Below are 22,828 nucleotides of genomic sequence, written 5' to 3'. Positions count from 1 at the left end.
GCCACAGCGACCCCAAATCTCAGCGGCGATTCGCCCAACGCTGGCGCAACCACTCCAGATCTTCCGGCCGGGTCACCTTGAGGTTATCCGCCCGCCCTTCGATCAGACGCGGTGCCAGACCGGCCCATTCCATCGCAGAAGCTTCATCGGTAATCACGGCATCCGCAACCAGGCTGTCGGCCAACGCCCGATGCAACGCGCCGAGGCGAAACATCTGCGGCGTATACGCCTGCCAGATCACACTGCGATCCACCGTTTCAACCACACGACCGTTTTTATCAACGAGTTTGAGCGTGTCGCGAGCGGGCACCGCCAACAGACCACCGACCGGGTCATCCGCCAGTTCGGCAAGCAACTTGTCGAGATCATCGCGACTCAGATTCGGCCGGGCCGCATCGTGCACCAGCACCCAATCGTCATCGTCGGCACCTTGCGCATGCAGATGCAGCAAGGCATTGAGCACCGAAGCAGAACGCTCCGCCCCGCCGCCGACCCGCTGAATGCGTGGATCGCTGACGCAAGCCAGATTCGGCCAATAGGGATCGTCAACAGCAAGACTGACCACCAGGCCCTTGAGGCTCGGGTGATCGAGGAAACAGCCGAGGCTGTGTTCGAGAATTGTGCGCCCGCCCAGTTGCAGATATTGCTTGGGACGGTCCGCGGCCATTCGGGCACCGACGCCCGCGGCAGGAATCACGGCCCAGAAGGCCGGCAGGGAATCGATCATTGGGCCAACTGGTAAAGGGTTTCGCCGTCCTTGACCATGCCCAGTTCGTGACGAGCCCGCTCTTCAACGGTCTCCATGCCTTTTTTCAGTTCGCTGACTTCAGCGTCCATCACTCGGTTGCGCTCCAGCAGGCCTTCGTTCTCGGCATGTTGCTCGGCGATCTGCTGTTTCAGCTCGGCGACCTGCGCCAGACTGCCATTGCCCACCCACAGGCGGTACTGCAGACCGGCCAGCAGCAAGAGCAAAACGAGAAACAACCAGTAAGGACTGCGCATCGAATATCAGGTATCCAGTGAAAAAAGACAGCCACGCATAATGTTGCAGCATCTGATAGCACGAAGCCTGGAAAGATCCAGGCTTGTGCTTAAGGCATCAGATTAGTGGCAAATCCATCGCTGTCACGACTTTTCCGACACAATCCGGTGTCCTTTGATCAGGTTGCGCTTAACCGCGGAACTCGGCACGGCCGTTGTACTTGGCCTTGCCGTTCAACTGCTCTTCGATACGCAGCAGTTGGTTGTACTTGGAAACGCGGTCGGAGCGGCACAGCGAACCGGTCTTGATCTGGCCAGCCGAGGTGCCCACAGCCAGGTCGGCAATGGTCGAATCTTCGGTTTCGCCAGAGCGGTGCGAGATCACGGCGGTGTAGCCGGCAGCCTTGGCCATCTGGATGGCTTCCAGGGTTTCGGTCAGGGTGCCGATCTGGTTGAACTTGATCAGGATCGAGTTGGCGATCTTTTTATCGATGCCTTCTTTCAGGATCTTGGTATTGGTCACGAACAGGTCGTCGCCCACCAGTTGGGTCTTCTCGCCGATCTTGTCGGTGAGGATTTTCCAGCCGGCCCAGTCGGACTCGTCCAGACCGTCTTCGATGGAGATGATCGGGTAACGCTCGGTCAGACCTTTGAGGTAGTCGGCGAAACCTTCAGCAGTGAACACCGGCCTTCGCCGGACAGGTTGTACTTGCCGTCTTCGTAGAACTCGCTCGCGGCGCAGTCCAGCGCCAGGGTCACGTCGGTGCCCAGCTTGTAACCGGCGTTGGCCACGGCTTCGGAGATCACTTTCAGCGCGTCTTCGTTGGAAGCCAGGTTCGGTGCGAAACCGCCTTCGTCACCAACGGCGGTGCTCAGGCCACGGGCCTTCAGCACAGCTTTCAAGTGATGGAAAATCTCGGTGCCCATGCGCAGACCTTCCGAGAACGACTTGGCGCCGACCGGCTGCACCATGAATTCCTGGATGTCGACGTTGTTATCGGCGTGCTCGCCACCGTTGATGATGTTCATCATCGGGACCGGCATCGAGTACACACCCGGGGTGCCGTTGAGGTTGGCGATGTGTGCGTACAGCGGCAGATCCTGATCCTGCGCAGCCGCCTTGGCCGCAGCCAGGGACACGGCGAGGATGGCGTTGGCGCCCAGGGTCGCCTTGTTTTCGGTACCGTCGAGCTTGATCATCGCTTGGTCGAGGGCTTTCTGGTCGCTCGGGTCGGTGCCCAGCAGCAGATCGCGGATCGGACCGTTGATGTTGGCTACCGCCTTGAGCACGCCCTTGCCCAGGTAACGGCTCTTGTCGCCATCACGCAGCTCGAGCGCTTCACGCGAGCCAGTGGATGCACCGGACGGCGCGCAGGCGCTGCCGATGATGCCGTTGTCGAGAAGCACGTCCGCTTCCACGGTGGGATTGCCACGGGAGTCGAGAACTTCACGACCTTTGATGTCGACGATTTTTGCCATTGTTGTAAACACTCCAAAGTTGACGAAAACGACGCAGCTAGAGGAAATCTTTATCGTCGGCAAGCGAAGTACAGCGGGCAGACTTGCAGACGACAACGCTCACGCCCGAGGGCATGAGCGACAAATCGTGCGGTACTTTACCGGAGAATCGAGCGTTACGCGGTTTCTACCGTCGGAAAACTCTTCACCAGTTCGTCCAGAGCCTTGAGCTGGGCCAGGAATGGCTCCAGTTTGTCCAGACGCAAGGCGCAAGGGCCGTCGCATTTGGCGTTGTCCGGATCCGGATGCGCTTCGAGAAACAGACCCGCCAGCGACTGGCTCATGCCGGCCTTGGCCAGATCGGTGACCTGCGCGCGGCGACCGCCGGCGGAGTCGGAACGACCGCCAGGCATTTGCAACGAGTGGGTCACGTCGAAGAACACCGGGTATTCGAACTGCTTCATGATGCCGAAGCCGAGCATGTCGACCACGAGGTTGTTGTAGCCGAAGCTCGAACCACGCTCGCAGAGGATCAACTGATCGTTACCGGCTTCCACGCACTTGTTCAGGATGTGTTTCATTTCCTGAGGCGCGAGGAACTGGGCTTTCTTGATGTTGATCACGGCATTGGTCTTGGCCATCGCGACAACCAGATCGGTCTGGCGCGACAGGAAGGCCGGCAGTTGAATGATGTCGCAGACCTCAGCGACGACCGCGGCCTGATGCGGCTCGTGGACGTCGGTGATGATCGGCACGCCGAAGGCTTGTTTGATGTCCTGGAAGATGCGCATGCCCTCTTCCAGGCCAGGACCGCGATACGAGGTCACAGAAGAACGGTTGGCCTTGTCGAAGCTGGCCTTGAACACGTAAGGGATACCGAGTTTTTCGGTGACCTTCACGTACTCTTCGCAAACCTGCATGGCCATGTCACGGCTTTCCAGCACGTTCATGCCGCCGAACAGCACCATGGGTTTGTCGTTGGCAATCTCGATGTCGCCGACGCGGATGATCTTCTGTGCCATCGGGTTACGCCTTCTTCTGGTGTTGAGCCAACGCGGCTTTGACAAAACCGCTGAACAGCGGATGGCCGTCGCGTGGGGTCGAGGTGAACTCAGGGTGGAACTGGCAGGCGACGAACCATGGATGATCCGGCGCTTCAACCACTTCGACCAGCGCAGCATCGGCGGAGCGACCGGAAATCTTCAGGCCGGCTTCGATGATCTGCGGCAGCAGGTTGTTGTTCACTTCGTACCGGTGACGGTGACGCTCGACAATCACGTCCTTGCCGTAGCAATCATGGACTTTGGAGCCCGGCTCGAGCAGGCATTCCTGCGCGCCGAGACGCATGGTGCCGCCCAGATCGGACGCTTCGGTACGTACTTCGACAGCGCCGGTGGCGTCTTCCCACTCGGTGATCAGACCGACAACCGGATGGCCGCTGGCACGATCGAACTCGGTGGAGTTGGCGTCTTTCCAGCCCAGTACGTTACGGGCGAATTCGATGACCGCCACTTGCATGCCCAGGCAGATGCCGAGGTACGGAACCTTGTTTTCGCGAGCGTACTGAACAGCGGTGATCTTGCCTTCAACGCCACGCAGACCGAAGCCGCCCGGCACCAGAATCGCGTCGACACCTTCGAGCAGCGCAGTGCCCTGGTTCTCGATGTCTTCGGAATCGATGTAGCGCAGGTTGACCTTGGTGCGGTTGCTGATGCCGGCATGACTCATCGCTTCGATCAGCGACTTGTAGGCGTCGAGCAGTTCCATGTACTTGCCGACCATGGCGATGGTCACTTCGTGTTCCGGGTTCAGCTTGGCATCGACCACTGCGTCCCACTCGGACAGATCGGCGCTGCCGCACTGCAGACCGAAACGCTCGACGACGAAATCGTCCAGGCCCTGCGAGTGCAGGATGCCCGGGATCTTGTAGATGGTATCGGCGTCTTCCAGCGCGATTACCGCACGCTCTTCAACGTTGGTGAATTGCGCGATCTTGCGACGCGAGGACACATCGATCGGGTGATCGGAGCGGCACACCAGCACGTCTGGCTGCAGACCGATCGAGCGCAGTTCCTTGACGGAGTGCTGGGTCGGTTTGGTCTTGGTTTCGCCAGCGGTGGCGATGTACGGCACCAGCGTCAGGTGCATCAGCATCGCGCGCTTGGCGCCGACTTCGAAACGCAACTGGCGGATGGCTTCGAGGAATGGTTGCGACTCGATGTCACCGACGGTGCCACCGATTTCAACCATCGCCACGTCAGCGTCACCGGCACCTTTGATGATGCGACGTTTGATTTCGTCGGTGATGTGCGGGATCACCTGGATGGTTGCACCCAGGTAGTCGCCACGGCGCTCTTTGCGCAGCACGTGCTCGTAGACACGGCCGGTGGTGAAGTTGTTGTTCTGGGTCATGGTCGTGCGGATGAACCGCTCGTAGTGCCCCAGATCCAGATCGGTCTCGGCGCCGTCGTGGGTGACGAACACTTCACCGTGCTGGAACGGACTCATGGTGCCTGGATCGACGTTGATGTACGGATCCAGCTTCAGCATGGTGACCTTAAGCCCCCGCGCCTCCAGGATAGCCGCCAATGAAGCCGAGGCAATGCCTTTCCCCAATGAAGAAACAACACCGCCCGTGACGAATATGTAGCGCGTCATGAAAAACCCTAGAAGTCTGCGTTAAAGCGGAACGAGCCGCCGGGGAAAGCGAAGGAAGGCCGAAGCCCCCGATCACCTGCATTAATCACAGTGCACCTTTCGAAAAAACCGCCGCGTTGTGACAGACCGGCAGATGAAACACCGGTACGTTGCTCGCTACACATTTTTTGGAATCGCCCAGCAAAGACTGCTTGGTAATCGGCAACTCCTGCAATTCAGGCGAATCCACAGAAGTTGTATCAAGAAGGGAGCGTAGTCTACCGGAATGCTCCTTTCAGCTCAAACCTTGATCTTCGTCTGTTGGCTGCCAGTGCAATGTCCAGCCTTCGTCCATCTGACCAGCAAGACCCGGCAGGTTCGCCACGGCGAGCAATTCTTCGCCACGAAACAGCAGCGGCAATCTGCCACGCACGAAGGCCGGGACCGCGCGCTCGTTGAGCAGACGCTTGAGATCACGACTGCCGCGCTCGGCCAGTTGCATGACCTCACCGCCTTGCCGATAGGCAATACGCAAAGGCCCGGATGGAGCTTGCCCGTGGAGCATTACGCGTCCGTTATCCGGCAAGCGTAGCGCTGAAGTCGGGGTCTGCCAGTCGGCGCCGATCACTGGCGCGCCCAACCAATTGCCGCTCAGCCACCAGACGCGACGGCCGCTGCGGTGCAGCTCTCCGTCGGCCAGACGCCAGATCGGAGAAGCGTCGGCGCCGGCATTGCACAGTGTTGTCCAACCCGACCAATGGTCAGCATCTGGCAGCCGGGTCAATGGTTCGAGCCAGTGGCTGAGGGCATTTCGCTGGCGCGCGTCAGACAATGCCCTCAATGATGTCAGCTCCAGGGATGGCACACCCAGCCAAGCGAATTCATGGACCGTTTCGGCTTGTGCGAGATCGATCTGCGCCAGCTCATCGAGCAAGCCCTGCGCCTCACGCAGATGCGCAGCCGTGCGCGCCATGCTGGCCTGCGCTTGCGGCCAGCGTTCGGTGAGGACCGGCATGACTTGATGGCGCAGATAGTTGCGCGAAAACTGCCGGTCCTGGTTCGACGGGTCTTCGATCCAGCGCAACTGATGCGCCTGTGCATAACCTTCCAGCTCAGCACGGCTGACATCCAGCAACGGTCGAACCAGCGTGCCCTGCCCCACTGGGCGCCGCTGCGGCATCGCCCCGAGCCCGCGTACACCGGCACCGCGCAACAGCCGAAAAAGCAGCGTTTCCGCTTGGTCATCGCGGTGCTGGCCAGTCAGCAACACGTCATTGGTCTGCGTCAGCGAACTGAACGCGGCATAACGCGCATCCCGCGCCGCCCGCTCCAGGCTCGCCCCGCCCTTTACGGTCACCCGCTTCACTTGCAACGGCACGCCCAGCGCATTACAAACGGCCTGGCAATGTTGCGGCCATGCATCGGCCGCAGCCTGAAGGCCGTGGTGGATATGAATGGCGCTGAGCGCAGGGAGGGATTCGGTGTTCGCCAGAGTGGCGAGCAGATGCAGGAGGACGGTGGAATCGAGGCCACCGGAGAAGGCGATGCGCCAGTGAGCGGCGTGGCGCCAAGGCTCAAGATTCAGCAGAAGACGGGATGGCAAATCAATCGGGGACTGGCCCATATCTGCACCTTTGCCTAACCCTCTGTGGGAGCGAGCCTGCTCGCGAAAGCGATTTAACATTCAACAATTTCGTCGACTGTCATACCGGTTTCGCGAGCAGGCTCGCTCCCACAGGGATAATGCGCGTCTGACTTAGAGACCGTAGCTCATCAGGCGATCGTAACGGCGCTTGAGCAGCGCTTCGTTATCGAACTGCTTGAGCATTGCCAGTTGCGAGCTCAGTTCGGCGCGGATCGAAGCGGCGGCAGCAGCCGGGTCACGATGGGCGCCGCCCAGTGGCTCGCTGATCACTTTGTCGACGATACCCAGGCCTTTCAAACGCTCAGCGGTGATGCCCATTGCTTCAGCGGCATCCGGTGCTTTCTCGGCGGTCTTCCACAGGATCGATGCGCAACCTTCCGGCGAGATCACCGCGTAGGTCGAATATTGCAGCATGTTCAATTGATCGCAGACGCCGATGGCCAGTGCGCCGCCGGAACCACCTTCACCAATTACAGTGGCGATGATCGGAGTCTTCAGACGCGCCATCACACGCAGGTTCCAGGCAATCGCTTCGCTCTGGTTGCGCTCTTCAGCGTCGATGCCAGGATAAGCGCCCGGGGTATCGATGAAGGTCAGGATCGGCATCTTGAAGCGCTCGGCCATCTCCATCAGACGGCAGGCCTTGCGGTAGCCTTCCGGACGCGGCATACCGAAGTTGCGGCGAACTTTCTCACGCACTTCACGGCCCTTCTGGTGGCCGATGATCATCACCGGCTGGTCTTCCAGACGGGCGATACCGCCAACGATGGCAGCGTCGTCGGAGAAGTGACGGTCGCCGTGCAGCTCGTCGAACTCGGTGAAGATGTGCTCGATGTAATCGAGGGTGTAAGGGCGTTTCGGGTGACGCGCCAGGCGTGCGATCTGCCAGCTGGTCAGCTTGCCGAAGATGTCTTCGGTCAGCGTCTTGCTCTTGTCCTGCAGGCGGGAGATCTCATCGCCGATATTCAGCGAATTGTCATTACCGACCAAGCGCAACTCTTCGATCTTGGCTTGCAGGTCGGCGATCGGCTGTTCGAAATCTAGAAAATTCGGGTTCATAGGCGTCCGTCTTGGGTCGTGTCCCAAGTGAGCTTGGGCCGGCCGGTTGTCTATTCGCGCCCTACCTTAAGGGAGAGGCGCGCTGAGGTCGAGATTAAAAATTCAGGTTGCGGGCAAGCGCCATGATGGCACTTGCCGGTCAACGGTATTGGAGGAAGACGTTGTCTCGCCCGAACTGGTCACGCAGGGCTTGAATCAAGGTATCCGCCGGGTCGATCCGCCAGGTCTCGCCGAACTGCAGCAAGGTCTTCGCATCCGGGCTGGTGTACTCCATGGTCACCGGGCACGCGCCGCGATGACGCTTGAGCAGTTCGCCCAACCAGCGTAGCTGATCGCCTTTCAGATCCTGGGTGTGCAGCTTCAGGCGCAGGCTCTCGGCCAGATTGGTCCGCGCATCTTCCATGCTCATCACGCGCTTGACCCGCAGGCGCAGACCGCCAGAGAAGTCGTCATTGCTGACCTCGCCTTCGACCACCACCATCGCGTCGGTCTGCAGCAGCGACTGCGCCGAATGGAACGCATCGGCAAACAGCGACGCTTCGATCCGTCCGGAGCGGTCGTCGAGGGTGATGAAGCCCATCTTGTCGCCCTTCTTGTTCTTCATCACCCGCAGGGCAATGATCATCCCCGCCACCGTCTGCGTATCGCGCGCCGGTTTCAGGTCGATGATGCGCTGACGGGCGAAGCGGCGGATTTCGCCTTCGTATTCGTCGATCGGGTGACCGGTCAGGTACAGGCCCAGGGTGTCTTTTTCACCCTTGAGGCGTTCCTTGAGGGTCAGTTCCTTGGCTTTGCGATGAGACGCGTAAACGTCGGCGTCTTCTTCGACGAACAAGCCGCCAAACAGGTCGGCGTGGCCACTGTCGTGGGTTCGCGCGGTCTGCTCGGCCGCCTTGATCGCCTCTTCCATCGCCGCCAGCAATACCGCGCGGTTACGGTCGATGTTGGCCTGATAGGCCTTTTGTTCGTCGTGGAAATACGGGCCGAGGCGATCCAGCGCACCGCTGCGGATCAGTCCATCGAGGGTGCGCTTGTTGATGCGCTTGAGGTCGACCCGCGCGCAGAAATCGAACAGATCCTTGAACGGACCGGCCTGTCGCGCTTCGGTGATCGCTTCCACCGGACCTTCACCGACACCCTTGATCGCGCCGAGGCCATAAACGATACGGCCGTCGTCGTTCACCGTGAACTTGAACTCCGAAGTGTTCACGTCCGGCGCGTCGAGACGCAGCTTCATCGTCCGCACTTCCTCGATCAAGGTCACGACCTTGTCGGTGTTGTGCATATCCGCCGAAAGTACCGCGGCCATGAACGGCGCCGGGTAGTGAGCTTTCAGCCAAGCGGTCTGGTATGACACCAGGCCGTAAGCGGCGGAGTGGGACTTGTTGAAGCCGTAACCGGCGAATTTTTCCACCAGGTCGAAAATGTTACCGGCAAGATCCGCGTCGATCCCGTTGGTCGCGCAGCCCTCGATGAAGCCGCCGCGCTGCTTGGCCATTTCTTCGGGCTTTTTCTTACCCATCGCCCGACGCAGCATGTCCGCACCGCCGAGGGTGTAACCGGCCATGACCTGGGCAATCTGCATCACCTGTTCCTGATACAGGATGATGCCGTAAGTCGGCGCCAGTACCGGCTTGAGACCGTCGTACTGGTAGTCCGAGTGCGGATAGGCCAGTTCGGCGCGACCGTGCTTACGGTTGATGAAGTCGTCCACCATGCCCGATTGCAGCGGACCGGGACGGAACAGTGCAACGAGTGCGATCAAGTCTTCCAGGCAGTCGGGCTTGAGCTTTTTGATCAGCTCTTTCATGCCCCGGGATTCAAGCTGGAACACCGCCGTGGTTTCGGCTTTTTGCAGCAACTGATAGGTCGGCTTGTCGTCGAGCGGGATAAAGGCGATATCCAGCGGCGGCTCGTTGACCTTGGCGCGGTCACGGTTGATGGTCTTGAGCGCCCAGTCGATGATCGTCAGGGTACGCAGGCCGAGGAAGTCGAACTTCACCAGACCGGCGGCCTCAACGTCGTCCTTGTCGAACTGGGTCACCAGACCGTCACCGGCCTCGTCGCAATAGATCGGCGAGAAATCGGTCAATTTGGTCGGCGCGATCACCACACCACCGGCGTGCTTGCCGACGTTACGCACCACGCCCTCAAGCTTGCGCGCCATCTCCCAGATTTCCGCCGCTTCTTCATCGACCTTGATGAAGTCGCGCAGGATCTCTTCCTGCTCGTAGGCTTTTTCCAGGGTCATGCCGACTTCGAACGGAATCATCTTCGACAGACGATCCGCCAGGCCATAGGACTTGCCCTGCACCCGCGCCACGTCACGGACCACAGCCTTGGCGGCCATGGAACCGAAGGTGATGATCTGGCTCACCGCGTTGCGGCCATATTTCTCGGCCACGTAATCGATCACCCGGTCACGACCGTCCATGCAGAAGTCGACGTCGAAGTCGGGCATGGAGACCCGTTCCGGGTTGAGGAAACGTTCGAACAGCAGGTCATATTCCAGCGGGTCGAGGTCGGTGATCTTCTGTACGTAAGCCACCAGCGAACCGGCACCCGACCCACGGCCCGGACCTACCGGCACGCCGTTGTTCTTGGCCCACTGGATAAAGTCCATCACGATCAGGAAGTAACCGGGGAAGCCCATCTGGATGATGATATCCAGCTCGAAATTCAAGCGGTCGACGTAGACCTGACGCTTGGCTTCGTAGTCTTCAGTAGTGTCTTTGGGCAGCAGCACAGCCAAGCGTTCTTCGAGACCTTCGAAGGAGACCTTGCGGAAATATTCGTCGATGGTCATGCCATCGGGAATCGGGAAGTTGGGCAGGAAGTGTGTGCCCAGCTTCACTTCGATGTTGCAGCGCTTGGCGATCTCGACGGTGTTTTCGATGGCGTCGGGAATATCGCTGAACAGCTCGAGCATTTCCTCGGCGCTTTTCAGGTATTGCTGATCGCTGTAATTCTTCGAACGACGCGGGTCATCGAGGGCGCGGCCCTCACCGATGCACACACGAGTTTCGTGGGCGGCGAAGTCTTCCTGCTTGATGAAACGCACATCGTTGGTCGCCACCAGCGGTGCGCCAAGCTTGTCGGCCAGTGCCACGGCGCCGTGCAGCTGTTCTTCATCGTTGGGGCGGTTGGTGCGCTGGATTTCCAGATAGAAGCGATCCGGGAACACCGCCATCCACTCGCGCGCCAGCGCTTCGGCTTCCGCCGGGTTGCCACCGATCATGGCCATGCCGATCTCGCCTTCTTTGGCGGCGGACAGCATGATCAAACCTTCGTTGGCCTCGGCCACCCACTCGCGCTCGACGATGACCATGCCGTTGCGCTGGCCTTCGATGAAGCCACGCGAGATCAGTTCGGTGAGATTGCGATAACCCTGAGCGTTCATCACCAGCAGGCTGAGGCGGCTCAGCGGTGCATCCGGGTCCTTGTTCGCCAGCCACAGGTCTGCGCCGCAGATCGGCTTGATGCCGGCGCCCATGGCGTTTTTATAGAACTTGACCAGGGAACACATGTTGTTCTGGTCGGTGACCGCGACCGCCGGCATGTTCATGGCGGTCAGCGCCTTGACCAGCGGCTTGATCCGCACCAGCCCGTCGACCAGGGAGTATTCAGTGTGCAGGCGTAGATGAACGAATGAAGCCGGCATAGTGATCCTGTCCAGTTACATAGAGACAACGAGGCCCGGATTGTACCGGGCCTCGATAAAACATCAGCCTTGCGCCTAAACCTGCGTCAGGCTTTCCCGCGCCTCGTAAGCCAGGCGTACCGGGGCGAACGAGCGGCGGTGAATCGGCGTCGGGCCGAGCCGCGCCAGCGCTTCCAGATGAACGGGCGTCGGATAGCCTTTATGGCCACCGATGCCGTAGCCCGGGTAGATCAATTCGAATGCCGCCATTTCGCGGTCACGGCTGACCTTGGCCAGAATCGACGCCGCCGCGATCGCCGGTACCTTGCCGTCGCCCTGGATCACAGCCTCGGCACGCATCGGCAAATGCGGGCAGCGGTTACCGTCGATCATCGCCAGTTTCGGCTGAATGTGCAGACCGGCAACCGCGCGCTGCATGGCCAGCATGGTTGCGTGGAGGATATTCAGATCGTCGATTTCTTCGACTTCGGCGCGAGCGATGCACCAGCTCAGCGCCTTTTCGCAGATCTCGTCGTAGAGCTTTTCGCGCTTGGCTTCGGTGAGTTTTTTCGAATCGTCGAGGCCGAGGATCGGCCGTTTCGGATCGAGAATCACTGCCGCCGTCACCACCGCACCGCACAACGGACCACGACCGACTTCATCAACACCGGCGACCAGTTCTTCGACTTCGGCGACCAGGGTGAAATCCAGGCCCATTTGCATGCTTGTCTTGCTCATTGTGGTTTGCCGATCAGGTCAAGGACGGCTTGCGCCGCCTGATTGGAAGCATCGCGCCGCAGCGTGCGGTGGATCTCGTCGAAGCCGCGGGTCTGTTCATCACCGCCATCGATCAAGGGCGACAGCGTCTGCGCCAACGCCTCGACAGTCGCATCATCCTGCAACAACTCCGGCACCAGCAAGCGCTGGGCGAGCAAGTTGGGCAGCGACACGTACGGGCTCTTGACCATGCGTTTGAGAATCCAGAACGTCAGCGGCGCCAACCGATATGCCACCACCATCGGTCGCTTGTACAGCAGCGCTTCAAGGGTAGCAGTGCCGGAGGCGATCAACACGGCGTTGCACGCGGCGAGGGCCAGATGGGATTTACCGTCGAGCAATGTCACCGGCAAATCCCGGCCAGCAAGCAAGGCCTCAAGTTGCACCCGGCGTTCCGGGTTTGCACAAGGCATGACAAAGCGCACGCCCGGACGCATGGCGCGCAGACGTTCGGCGGTGTCGAGGAACAGCGCACCGAGGCGACTGACTTCCCCGCCACGGCTGCCCGGCATCAGCGCTACCAGCGGGCCGTCGGCCAATCCCAGTTCGGTGCGTGCAGCGGCGCGGTCGGCTTGCAGCGGAATGGTATCGGCCAAGGTGTGACCGACGAAACGCACCGGCACGCCTTTCTCTTCGTAGAATTTCGCCTCGAACGGCAACAGGGTCAGCATCAGATCGCAACCTTCGCGGATCTTCAGCACCCGCTTCTGCCGCCACGCCCAGACCGACGGGCTGACGTAATGCACGGTCTTGATCCCGGCCTGACGCAGCTTGAGTTCGATATTGAGGTTGAAATCCGGCGCATCGATGCCGATGAACACGTCCGGCTTGGCGGCGATCAGTGTGGCAATCAGCTCTTTGCGGCGTTTGAGTAACTCACGCAGCCGACCGAGGACCTCCACCAGCCCCATGACCGACAAGCGCTCCATGGGAAAGTACGAGGTCAGGCCTTCGGCCTGCATCAGCGGACCGCCGACGCCGATGAACTCGACTGCCGGGTGCTGTGCCTTGAGCGCGCGCATGAGGCCGGCGCCGAGAATGTCACCGGAAGCCTCACCCGCCACCAGCGCGATACGCAGACTGGCCATGATCAGCGGGTGATGCCGCGAGTCGACGCCTGGATCGAATCGCGGAACACGGCGACTTCAGGGAACTGCGCAGACGGCTCGGCCAGCTCGGCCAGCGCCTGCTCGACCGTCAGGCCCTGCCGATAGACCGTCTTGTAAGCACGACGCAAGGCGTGGATCGCGTCTTCGCTGAAACCGCGACGGCGCATGCCTTCGAAGTTCATGCTGCGCGCTTCGGCCGGGTTGCCGAATACGGTGACGAACGCCGGAACGTCCTTGCCGATCGCCGTGCCCATGCCGGAAAAGCTGTGGGCGCCAATGTGGCAGTACTGATGCACCAGGGTGAAACCGGAGAGGATCGCCCAGTCGTCAACGTGTACATGCCCGGCCAACGCAGTGTTGTTGACCAGAATGCAGTGATTGCCGATGACGCTGTCATGGCCGATGTGGGCATAGGCCATGATCAGGTTGTGATCACCCAGTGTGGTTTCCGAACGGTCCTGCACGGTGCCACGGTGAATGGTCACGCCTTCACGAATAACGTTGTGGTCGCCGATCACCAGGCGGGTTTCCTCGCCTTTGTACTTCAGATCCGGGGTGTCTTCGCCTACCGAAGAAAACTGGTAGATGCGATTGTGTTTACCAATGCGGGTCGGCCCCTTGAGGATCACATGCGGCCCGATCACGGTACCCTCGCCGATTTCCACACCTGCGCCGATGATCGACCACGGGCCGACCTCGACGCCGTCAGCCAGAACGGCGGACGGATCGATGATTGCGCGAGGGTCAATCAAACTCATACTTTCTGTTCCGCGCAGATGATTTCTGCCGAGCAGACCGGCTTGCCGTCCACCGAAGCCTGGCATTCGAACTTCCAGATCTTGCGCTTGCAGCTGATGAAAGTCGCTTCAAGGATCAACTGATCGCCCGGCTTGACTGGCTGGCGGAAGCGCAGCTTGTCGGAACCGACGAAGTAATACAGGGTGCCGTCGGCCGGTTTGACGTCGAGCATCTTGAAACCGAGGATCCCGGCAGCCTGAGCCATCGCCTCGATGATCAGCACGCCCGGCATGATTGGATGCGCAGGGAAGTGACCATTGAAGAACGGTTCATTGATGCTGACATTCTTGTAGGCGCGAATTCGCTTGCCTTCAGTGTCCAGTTCCACCACCCGGTCCACCAGCAGGAACGGGTAACGGTGAGGCAGGTATTCGCGAATCTCGTTGATGTCCATCATTTCAGGGGAAAGCCTATGTAAAGATTGGGAGCGCGACTGACGCGCACTCCTCTAGCAAATCAAGGAGGCAGTCCAGAGGCTGTGCACACTTGATATGGAAATGGTATCAGCCATCAGATGAAGCATTGCCGTCAGGGGTCACTTCCCCAACGCGCTTTTCCAGCTGTTTCAACCGTCGCGCGATGTCATCGAGCTGACGGATTCGGGCCGCGCTTTTGCGCCATTCGGCCGCCGGTTGCATGGCTGTGCCGGAAGAATAGGCGCCCGGCTCGGTAATCGAGTGAGTCACCATAGTCATCCCGGTCAGGAAAACGTTGTCGCAAATATCAATGTGGCCGACCAGACCAACACCGCCGGCGAGCATGCAGTGCTTGCCGATCTTGGTGCTGCCGGAAATGCCAACGCATGCAGCCATGGCGGTGTGATCACCGACCTGGACGTTGTGCGCGATCTGAATCTGGTTGTCGAGCTTCACACCGTTGCCGATCACAGTATCGGCCAGAGCGCCGCGGTCGATGGCGGTGTTCACGCCAATCTCGACATCGTCGCCGATGGTCACGCCACCGATCTGGGCGATTTTCTGCCAGACACCTTTTTCGTTGGCGAAGCCGAAGCCCTCACCGCCGATCACTGCGCCGGACTGAATAACCACACGCTTGCCGATGCGCACATCGTGATAGAGCGTGACGCGCGGAGCCAGCCAGCCGCCTTCACCGATTTCGCTGCGCGCGCCGACTACGCAATGCGCGCCCAGCGTGACCTGTGCAGCGATGCGTGCACCGGCTTCGATCACCACGAACGGACCGATGCTGGCACTTGGATCAACCACTGCGTCCGCCGCGATCACCGCTGTCGGATGAATCCCGCCAGCCGCTTTTGGCTTTGGATCGAACAGATGCGAGATGCGTGCATAGGCCAGGTAAGGGTCCGGCACCACCAGGGCATTACCGGCAAAACCCTCAGCGTCGGCCTCCTTGAGCAGCAGTGCAGCTGCCTGAGAACCGGCCAGGTATTTGCGGTATTGGGGATTTGCCAGAAAGCTCAACTGAGCTGGGCCAGCCTCTTGCAAAGTGGCTAGCCCAGTAATTTGCGTCTCGGGGTCGCCACGCAGGGTGGCGCCGAGGTGCTCGGCCAACTGGCCGAGCCTGATAGTCACGGTCATGGGTTACTTCAGCTGATTCATGCGCTCGATAACCTGGCGCGTGATGTCGTACTGAGGTTTGACATCGATGACTGCGCCACGCTCGAACACCAGGTCAAAACCACCTTTCTTGATGACTTCTTCCACGGCACTGTCCAGTTTCGGCTTCAGTTGCTTGAGCATTTCACGGTCGGCAACGGCTTTGGCTTCATTCAGTTCCTTGGACTGGAACTGGAAGTCACGAGCCTTTTGCTTGAATTCCAGCTCCAGACGCTCACGCTCGCCCTGCTGCATTTTGTCGCCACCGGCCATCAGACGGTCCTGAATGCCTTTGGCGCTGCTTTCCAGGGTTTTCAGCTTGGTCAGTTGCGGACCGAACTTCTTCTCTGCATCCACCGCGTACTTCTTCGCCGCGTCGGATTCCAGCAGTGCCATCTGATAGTTCAGCACGGCAATTTTCATGTCGGCGAACGCCGGGCCTGCCACCAGTACGGAGGCCAGGAGAACCAATTGAGTCAACTTACGCACGATGCACTCCTACAAAATCCATTGTCGTTATCTTGGGTCAGACGCTTAGAACGTCTGGCCGAGGGAGAATTGGAACACTTGAGTTTCAGCGTCATCCGGTTTCTTGATCGGCATCGCCAGGGCGAAGCTCAACGGCCCCAGTGCGGTGACCCAGGTCACGCCGACACCGACGGAACTGGCCATGTTGCTCAGACTGATGTCGTTGCACTTGGTGTTGGACGACGAACCATTGGCGTTCGTAGTGTCCTTGCACTGCGAGTCAAACACGTTACCGACATCCCAGAAGACCGAAGTCCGCAGGGAACGCTGATCCTTGACGAATGGCAGCGGGAACAGGACTTCCACGCCACCCTGGATCAGGACGTTACCACCGAACGGCAGCGGATCCTGGTCCGGGTCTGCAATAGTGCCCGGGTTGTTACCACGGCTCGGCGTACTACGCGGGCCGAGGGTGCTGTCCTTGAAGCCACGAACCGAGTTGAAACCACCGGCATAGTAGTTTTCATAGAACGGCAGACCATCGGTCGAACCGTAACCATCGCCATAACCGAGTTCGGAGTGCAGGCGCAGTGTGTAGTTTTCGGTGATCGGCTGGAACAGCTGACCACGGTAGTCAAGTTTGAAGAACGACAGGTCGCTGCCAGGAATGGTGGTTTCCAGGGTCAGGCTCTGGGAACGACCACGGGTCGGCAACACGCCTTTGTTCAGGGTCGACTCGGACCAACCGGCCGAGGCCTTGAAGTTCAGGTAGTTGTCGCCTTCCTTCTCGACGAAATCGAAAATCTCGTCAACGGTATAGCGACCGGTGTTGATCTTGTCCTGCTGGGCAGACAGACCGAACGTCAGACGCGAAGTCTCACTGATCGGGTAGCCAACGTTCACGCCCGCACCGAGGCTGTCTACCGCATAGCTGGAAATATCGGCATCGAGTTCATCGTAGTCGGTGGTGCGATAGAACGCGTTGTAACCCAGGCTCACGCCATCAGCGGTCCAGTAGGGGTCAACGTAGCCGAAGTTGTAGCGGCTCTGGTATTCGCTGCGGGTCAGGCCGATGCTGACGCGGTTACCGGTACCGAGGAAGTTGTTCTGGGTGATCGAGCCACCGAGGATCAGACCGGCGCTCTGGGCGAAACCGACGCTGGCGGTGATCGAACCGGAAGCCTGTTCTTCAACGGCGTAGTTCACATCAACCTGGTCGTCGACACCTGGCACAGCCGGGGTTTCAACGTTGACTTCCTTGAAGAAGCCCAGACGCTCAAGACGGGTCTTGGACTGGTCGATCAGGTAGGTCGAAGCCCAGCCACCTTCCATCTGACGCATTTCACGACGCAGCACTTCGTCCTCGGACTTGGTGTTGCCACGGAAATTGATGCGGTTTACGTAGGCACGCTTGCCCGGATCGACAGCGAAGAGGATGTCCACAGTGTGGTCATCATCATGCGGCTGAGGCACGCCGTTGACGTTGGCGAAGGTGTAGCCCTCGTTACCCAGACGACGGGTGATCAGCTCGGAGGTGGTGGTCATCAGCTTGCGCGAGAACACCTGGCCCTTCTGCACGAGCAACAGCGACTTGATCTGGTCTTCAGGGACTTTCAGGTCACCGCTGAGCTTGACGTCACGAACGGTGTACTTCTCGCCTTCGGTGACGTTGACAGTAATGTAGACGTGCTTCTTGTCCGGGGTAATCGATACCTGGGTCGAAGCGATGTCCATGTTGATATAGCCGCGGTCCAGATAGTAGGAACGCAGACGCTCCAGGTCACCGGAAAGTTTTTCACGGGCATATTTGTCATCGTTCTTGAAGAACGACAGCCAGTTGGTGGTTTTCAGTTCGAACAGGTCGGTCAGGTCTTCCTCAGGGAAAACCGTATTGCCTACCACGTTGATGTGCTGAATGGCGGCAACGGTACCTTCGTTGATCTTCACCTTCAGACCCACGCGGTTACGCGGCTGCGAAACCACTTCGGTGTCAACGGTTGCCGAGTAGCGACCCTGGGCGACGTACTGACGTTGCAGTTCGTTACGCACACCCTCGAGGGTGGCGCGCTGGAAGATTTCGCCTTCGGCCAGACCGGATTGCTTGAGGCCTTTCATCAGGTCTTCAGTGGAAATCGCCTTGTTGCCTTCGATTTCGATACTGGCGACCGATGGACGCTCGACCACGGTGATGACCAGAACGTTGCCTTCGCGGCCCAGCTGGATATCTTGAAAGAAACCGGTTTTGAACAACGCACGAGTGGATTCCACCAGGCGACGATCATCCGCCTGCTCGCCGACGTTCAACGGCAAGGCACCAAAGACGCTACCCGCGGAGACCCGCTGGAGGCCATTGACGCGAATATCAGAGATAGTGAAGGACTCGGCGTGAACTTCGGCGATCATCAATACGGTGAGAACCGCAGTTAGCAGCAGACGTTTCATGAAGTCCTTTCTTATTCCAACTGGCAATAAACAAACTGCCGCAAAATGCGGCAGATTCGCAATTCAGCGAAGCGTTACAGTCGACCCAGATCGTTGACCAGAGCAAGCAACATCACCCCGACCACCAAACTGATACCGATCTGTATCCCCCAACCTTGCACCCGATCCGACAAGGGGCGACCACGCACCCACTCGATCAGATAAAACAACAAATGCCCCCCATCCAGTACAGGAATGGGCAGCAAATTCAGAACGCCCAGGCTAATACTCAGATAAGCAAGGAAATTCAGGAAATCAGCGACGCCCGACTGGGCAGAAGCGCCCGCCACTTTAGCAATGGTTATCGGTCCACTCAAGTTTTTTACCGAGAGCTCGCCGAACAGCATTTTCTTCAGTGAATCCAGCGTCAGAATGCTCATGGTCCAAGTGCGACGGGCACCCTCGCCAATCGCGGCCAGCGGGCCATAGCTGACTTCGCGGATCATTTCCGGTGGCCAGTCGATGGCTTTGACGCCAGCGCCCAGATAACCGCTTGGCGATTTGCTTTCACCGCGCGCCGCCAGGGTCACAGGGACGTCGATTTGAGCATTGTCGCGCTCGATGCGCAGCATGATTTTGGTATCAGGACGCGTACGAACGGTATCAACCACCTGCTGCCAGTCACTCAGCGGTTGACCATCAAGAGCCAGCAAGCGATCGCCGGTTTTCAGCCCGGCGGCCTGGGCCGGACCTTTCGGGTCCAGCTCGGCAAGCACCGGTGGCAAGGCCGGACGCCAAGGACGAATGCCCAGCGAGCGGATCGGATCCGGCTCGTCGGCACCTTTTAGCCAGTTATCCAGTGCCAGCGTGCGCGGTGATTCTGCCGTCGAACCCTGCTCGCGCACCAGCAATTGAATCGCACCGCTTTCACCGAGACGACGCACCAGTTGCAAATTGACCGCAGCCCAACCGGACGTTGGCTCGCCATCGATCGAGACGATCTCCTGACCCGCGTTCAGACCCGCCTTGGCGGCAATGCTGCCAGACTCGACCGCGCCGATGACCGGACGCACCTGCTCGCTGCCGAGCATCGCCAGCACCCAGAAAAACACCAGCGCCAGCAGGAAGTTGGCAATCGGGCCGGCAGCAACAATGGCGATACGCTGACGTACCGATTTGCGATTGAACGACTGATCAAGTTGATCAACCGGCACTTCGCCTTCGCGCTCGTCGAGCATCTTGACGTAGCCGCCCAGCGGAATCGCGGCGACCACGAACTCAGTGCCCTGCTTGTCATGCCAGCGCAGCAGCGGCATGCCGAAGCCCACGGAAAAACGCAGAACCTTGACGCCACAGCGACGCGCGACCCAGAAATGGCCGAATTCGTGGAAGGTGACCAGCACACCCAGGGCGATCAGGGTGCCGGCAATCATATAGAGCGCGCTCATCTACTTTCTCCGCAATCCTGTTCAGTGTCGCGTGTCGCCGTTGTGTTGCAAAAACTATCGGCCGTGCCGACTCAACCATTGCTCGGCCAGCAATCGCGCTTTCGCGTCCGCCGTAAATACGGCATCCAGATCGTTCAGCGCCACCACCGGCTCCAGATTCAAGACTTCCTCGATGATACTCGCGATTTCCAGGTAGCGAACCCGTCCGTCGAGAAACGCTGCAACCGCCACTTCATTGGCCGCGTTAAGCATCGCCGGCGCGCTGTCGCCAGCTTCGGCCGCCTGACGGGCCAAACGCAGGCAGGGGAAACGGCTTTCATCGGGCGCTTCGAAATCCAGTCGTGCAATGGCGAACAGATCAAGTGGCGCTACGCCGGAATCGATACGCTCCGGCCAGGCCAGGGCATTGGCGATCGGGGTGCGCATGTCGGGGTTGCCCAATTGCGCCAGCACCGAGCCATCGACGTAATCCACCAGAGAATGGATCACGCTCTGCGGATGGATCACTACTTCGACCTGAGCCGGCCTGGCGTCGAACAACCAGCAGGCTTCGATCAGTTCCAGGCCCTTGTTCATCATGCTCGCTGAATCCACGGAGATCTTGCGCCCCATGGACCAGTTCGGATGTGCACACGCCTGCTCAGGCGAAACATTCGCCAGCTCGGACATCGGTGTCTGCCGGAAAGGCCCGCCAGAGGCTGTCAGCAAAATCCGCCGCACACCCACCGAGCTCAAGCCGCGGGCGAAATCCGCTGGCATGCATTGAAAAATCGCATTGTGTTCGCTGTCGATCGGCAGCAGTACCGAACCGCTTTTGCGCACGGCCTGCATGAACAGAGCGCCGGACATCACCAGCGCTTCTTTATTGGCCAGCAGAATCTTCTTGCCCGCCTCGACCGCCGCCAGTGTCGGACGCAGCCCGGCCGCACCGACGATGGCCGCCATTACTGCATCGACTTCGGGCGCGGAGGCAACCTGACACAGGCCCTCCTCGCCTACCAGGACGCGAGTCGGCAAACCGGCTGCACGCAAGTCATCCTGCAAACCGCGCGCTGCGGCCACTTCAGGCACCACGGCAAACTGCGGCACATGACGCACGCACAACGCGAACAACTCAGTGAGGCGCGTGAAACCACTCAATGCGAAAACCTGATAACGCTCAGGATGACGCGCAATCACATCAAGGGTGCTCAGACCGATCGAACCGGTCGCACCCAACACCGTAATCTGCTGGGGACGACTCACGGTGCGGCCATCCAGAGCAATACGGCGAACACCGGAATGGCTGCGGTCAGGCTGTCGATGCGATCCAGCACGCCACCATGCCCGGGCAGCAGATTACTGCTGTCCTTGATGCCGGATTGGCGCTTGAACATGCTTTCGGTAAGGTCACCGACCACGGAAATAAAGACGATCACTGCAGCGCCGATCAGGCCTTTGAGCAGCTCGGCTACGGTCCAGTCGCGCACCAGCCCGACGATCGCAGTGATCACCAGACTCAGCGCCAGACCACCGTACACGCCTTCCCAGCTCTTGCCCGGGCTGACCTGCGGCGCGAGCTTGCGCTTGCCGAACTTGCGCCCGGAAAAGTAAGCGCCGATGTCCGCGCCCCAGACCAACACCATCACCGCCATGATCAACCAGTTACCCAGCGGGTACTGCTTGATCTGCACCAGACCCTGCCACGCAGGCAGCAGGATCAGCAGACCAATCAGCAGTTTGGTTGCCGCAGTGGACCAGTGCGCGCTGGAGCGTGGATACGTCAGCACCAGATAAGTCGCAATCGCCCACCAGATCACCGATGCACCGAGCACCCAAGGCGCAAGGCCCGGTAGCACATACATGACGAACAGCATCAGGGCGACCACAGCGGCAAAGCCGACGCGGAACGATTGTGCGGTGAAGCCGGCCAGACGCGCCCATTCCCACGCACCGAGACTGACTACCAGACCGATGAACAGCGCGAAGCCTGCACCTTTGAGCAGGAAAAACCCGCACAAGGCGATCGGCAGCAGGATCAGTGCAGTGATGATTCGTTGTTTAAGCATTAAACCCGGGCTCCAGCTTCGACCTGTTCGCTCGTTTTACCGAAACGACGCTGGCGCGAAGCGAAATCGGCCAGCGCAGTGCGCATGGCGTCGTGTTTGAAGTCCGGCCAGAACAGGTCGGAGAAGTACAGCTCGGCGTAGGCCAGCTGCCACAGCAGGAAGTTGCTGATGCGATGCTCGCCACCGGTGCGGATGCATAGGTCAGGCAACGGCAGATCGCCGGTGGCCAGACAAGTCTGCAGCAGATCCGGGGTAATGTCCTCCGGGCGCAAATGCCCGGCCTGGACTTCACGCGCCAGACGCTGCGCGGCCTGAGCGATATCCCACTGGCCGCCATAGTTGGCGGCGATCTGCAGGACAAAGCGGTTGGCACCGACCGTCATGGCCTCGGCCTCGCGCATCGCCGCCTGAAGCTCAGGGTGGAAGCGCGAGCGATCGCCAATGATGCGCAGGCTGATGTTGTTGTCGTTGAGACGCTTGGCCTCGCGACGCAGAGCCTTGAAGAATAGATCCATCAAGGCACTGACTTCATCGGCCGGGCGCTGCCAGTTTTCACTGGAGAAGGCGAACAGGGTCAGGACTTCGACCTTGGCCTCAGCGCACACCTCGATCACCGCCCGCACAGCATCCACGCCCGCTTTATGCCCGGCGACACCCGGCATAAAGCGTTTTTTCGCCCAGCGATTATTGCCATCCATGATGATCGCGACATGGCGCGGCACCGCGGACGGCGCAGTCTGCTTGGTCTTGTCCATTTAAAGC

The 22,828-nt window shown here is 59.7% G+C and carries 18 protein-coding genes and 1 pseudogene; all 19 read right to left on the bottom strand.

Annotated elements, in window-relative coordinates; translation table 11 throughout:
• Positions 1-19 precede the first annotated feature (19 nt).
• Positions 20-727 (bottom strand): 2-C-methyl-D-erythritol 4-phosphate cytidylyltransferase, encoded by a 708-nt coding sequence (gene ispD / locus AB4O12_RS00160; protein WP_460060052.1) that lies wholly within the window; start codon positions 725-727, stop codon positions 20-22.
• Complete coding sequence (gene ftsB / locus AB4O12_RS00155; protein ID WP_016771460.1) at positions 724-1,002, bottom strand: cell division protein FtsB; 279 nt, start codon at positions 1,000-1,002, stop codon at positions 724-726. Before ftsB ends, ispD begins: the two co-directional genes overlap by 4 nt.
• 169 nt (positions 1,003-1,171) lie before the next feature.
• Positions 1,172-2,460, bottom strand: a pseudogene (eno, locus tag AB4O12_RS00150) (phosphopyruvate hydratase).
• Between the two features lie 155 nt (positions 2,461-2,615).
• Positions 2,616-3,461: a 3-deoxy-8-phosphooctulonate synthase gene (gene kdsA, locus AB4O12_RS00145; RefSeq protein ID WP_041478122.1), complete on the bottom strand. Its 846-nt coding sequence runs from the start codon at positions 3,459-3,461 to the stop codon at positions 2,616-2,618.
• Positions 3,462-3,465: 4 nt separating this feature from the next.
• On the bottom strand, positions 3,466-5,097 hold the full coding sequence (locus AB4O12_RS00140; protein WP_076566135.1) for a CTP synthase: 1,632 nt from the start codon (positions 5,095-5,097) through the stop codon (positions 3,466-3,468).
• Positions 5,098-5,371: 274 nt separating this feature from the next.
• On the bottom strand, positions 5,372-6,700 hold the full coding sequence (gene tilS, locus AB4O12_RS00135; RefSeq protein WP_252877524.1) for a tRNA lysidine(34) synthetase TilS: 1,329 nt from the start codon (positions 6,698-6,700) through the stop codon (positions 5,372-5,374).
• A gap of 132 nt (positions 6,701-6,832) precedes the next feature.
• Entirely contained in the window at positions 6,833-7,780 is a 948-nt protein-coding gene (locus AB4O12_RS00130) for an acetyl-CoA carboxylase carboxyltransferase subunit alpha (RefSeq protein WP_016771465.1), read from the bottom strand.
• A gap of 139 nt (positions 7,781-7,919) precedes the next feature.
• A complete protein-coding gene (gene dnaE, locus AB4O12_RS00125; RefSeq protein ID WP_122747625.1) occupies positions 7,920-11,441 on the bottom strand; it encodes a DNA polymerase III subunit alpha in 3,522 nt (1,173 codons plus the stop codon).
• 75 nt (positions 11,442-11,516) lie between these two features.
• On the bottom strand, positions 11,517-12,143 hold the full coding sequence (gene rnhB, locus AB4O12_RS00120; RefSeq protein WP_315435760.1) for a ribonuclease HII: 627 nt from the start codon (positions 12,141-12,143) through the stop codon (positions 11,517-11,519).
• A gap of 11 nt (positions 12,144-12,154) precedes the next feature.
• The gene (gene lpxB / locus AB4O12_RS00115) at positions 12,155-13,285 is read right to left on the bottom strand and encodes a lipid-A-disaccharide synthase (RefSeq protein WP_460060049.1); all 1,131 of its coding nucleotides are present in this window, start codon (positions 13,283-13,285) and stop codon (positions 12,155-12,157) included.
• 2 nt (positions 13,286-13,287) lie between these two features.
• A complete protein-coding gene (gene lpxA, locus AB4O12_RS00110; protein WP_016771468.1) occupies positions 13,288-14,064 on the bottom strand; it encodes an acyl-ACP--UDP-N-acetylglucosamine O-acyltransferase in 777 nt (258 codons plus the stop codon).
• The gene (gene fabZ / locus AB4O12_RS00105) at positions 14,061-14,501 is read right to left on the bottom strand and encodes a 3-hydroxyacyl-ACP dehydratase FabZ (RefSeq protein ID WP_016771469.1); all 441 of its coding nucleotides are present in this window, start codon (positions 14,499-14,501) and stop codon (positions 14,061-14,063) included. Before fabZ ends, lpxA begins: the two co-directional genes overlap by 4 nt.
• Before the next feature lie 106 nt (positions 14,502-14,607).
• Positions 14,608-15,663: a UDP-3-O-(3-hydroxymyristoyl)glucosamine N-acyltransferase gene (lpxD, locus tag AB4O12_RS00100; protein ID WP_056783213.1), complete on the bottom strand. Its 1,056-nt coding sequence runs from the start codon at positions 15,661-15,663 to the stop codon at positions 14,608-14,610.
• Between the two features lie 3 nt (positions 15,664-15,666).
• Positions 15,667-16,170 (bottom strand): OmpH/Skp family outer membrane protein, encoded by a 504-nt coding sequence (locus AB4O12_RS00095; RefSeq protein ID WP_003222140.1) that lies wholly within the window; start codon positions 16,168-16,170, stop codon positions 15,667-15,669.
• Between the two features lie 45 nt (positions 16,171-16,215).
• A complete protein-coding gene (gene bamA, locus AB4O12_RS00090) occupies positions 16,216-18,591 on the bottom strand; it encodes an outer membrane protein assembly factor BamA (RefSeq protein ID WP_041478127.1) in 2,376 nt (791 codons plus the stop codon).
• A gap of 74 nt (positions 18,592-18,665) precedes the next feature.
• Positions 18,666-20,018: a sigma E protease regulator RseP gene (rseP, locus tag AB4O12_RS00085; RefSeq protein WP_056783211.1), complete on the bottom strand. Its 1,353-nt coding sequence runs from the start codon at positions 20,016-20,018 to the stop codon at positions 18,666-18,668.
• A gap of 54 nt (positions 20,019-20,072) precedes the next feature.
• The gene (gene ispC / locus AB4O12_RS00080; RefSeq protein ID WP_217852627.1) at positions 20,073-21,263 is read right to left on the bottom strand and encodes a 1-deoxy-D-xylulose-5-phosphate reductoisomerase; all 1,191 of its coding nucleotides are present in this window, start codon (positions 21,261-21,263) and stop codon (positions 20,073-20,075) included.
• On the bottom strand, positions 21,260-22,066 hold the full coding sequence (locus AB4O12_RS00075; RefSeq protein WP_016771474.1) for a phosphatidate cytidylyltransferase: 807 nt from the start codon (positions 22,064-22,066) through the stop codon (positions 21,260-21,262). The genes ispC and AB4O12_RS00075 overlap by 4 nt, the downstream gene beginning before the upstream one ends.
• The gene (gene uppS / locus AB4O12_RS00070; protein WP_016771475.1) at positions 22,066-22,821 is read right to left on the bottom strand and encodes a polyprenyl diphosphate synthase; all 756 of its coding nucleotides are present in this window, start codon (positions 22,819-22,821) and stop codon (positions 22,066-22,068) included. Before uppS ends, AB4O12_RS00075 begins: the two co-directional genes overlap by 1 nt.
• Positions 22,822-22,828 lie beyond the last annotated feature (7 nt).

The sequence above is a fragment of the Pseudomonas sp. S2_A05 genome, assembly GCF_054668485.1.
The sequence above is the reverse complement of the archived record's forward strand: the minus strand, read 5'-3'. Positions and strand labels throughout refer to the sequence as shown.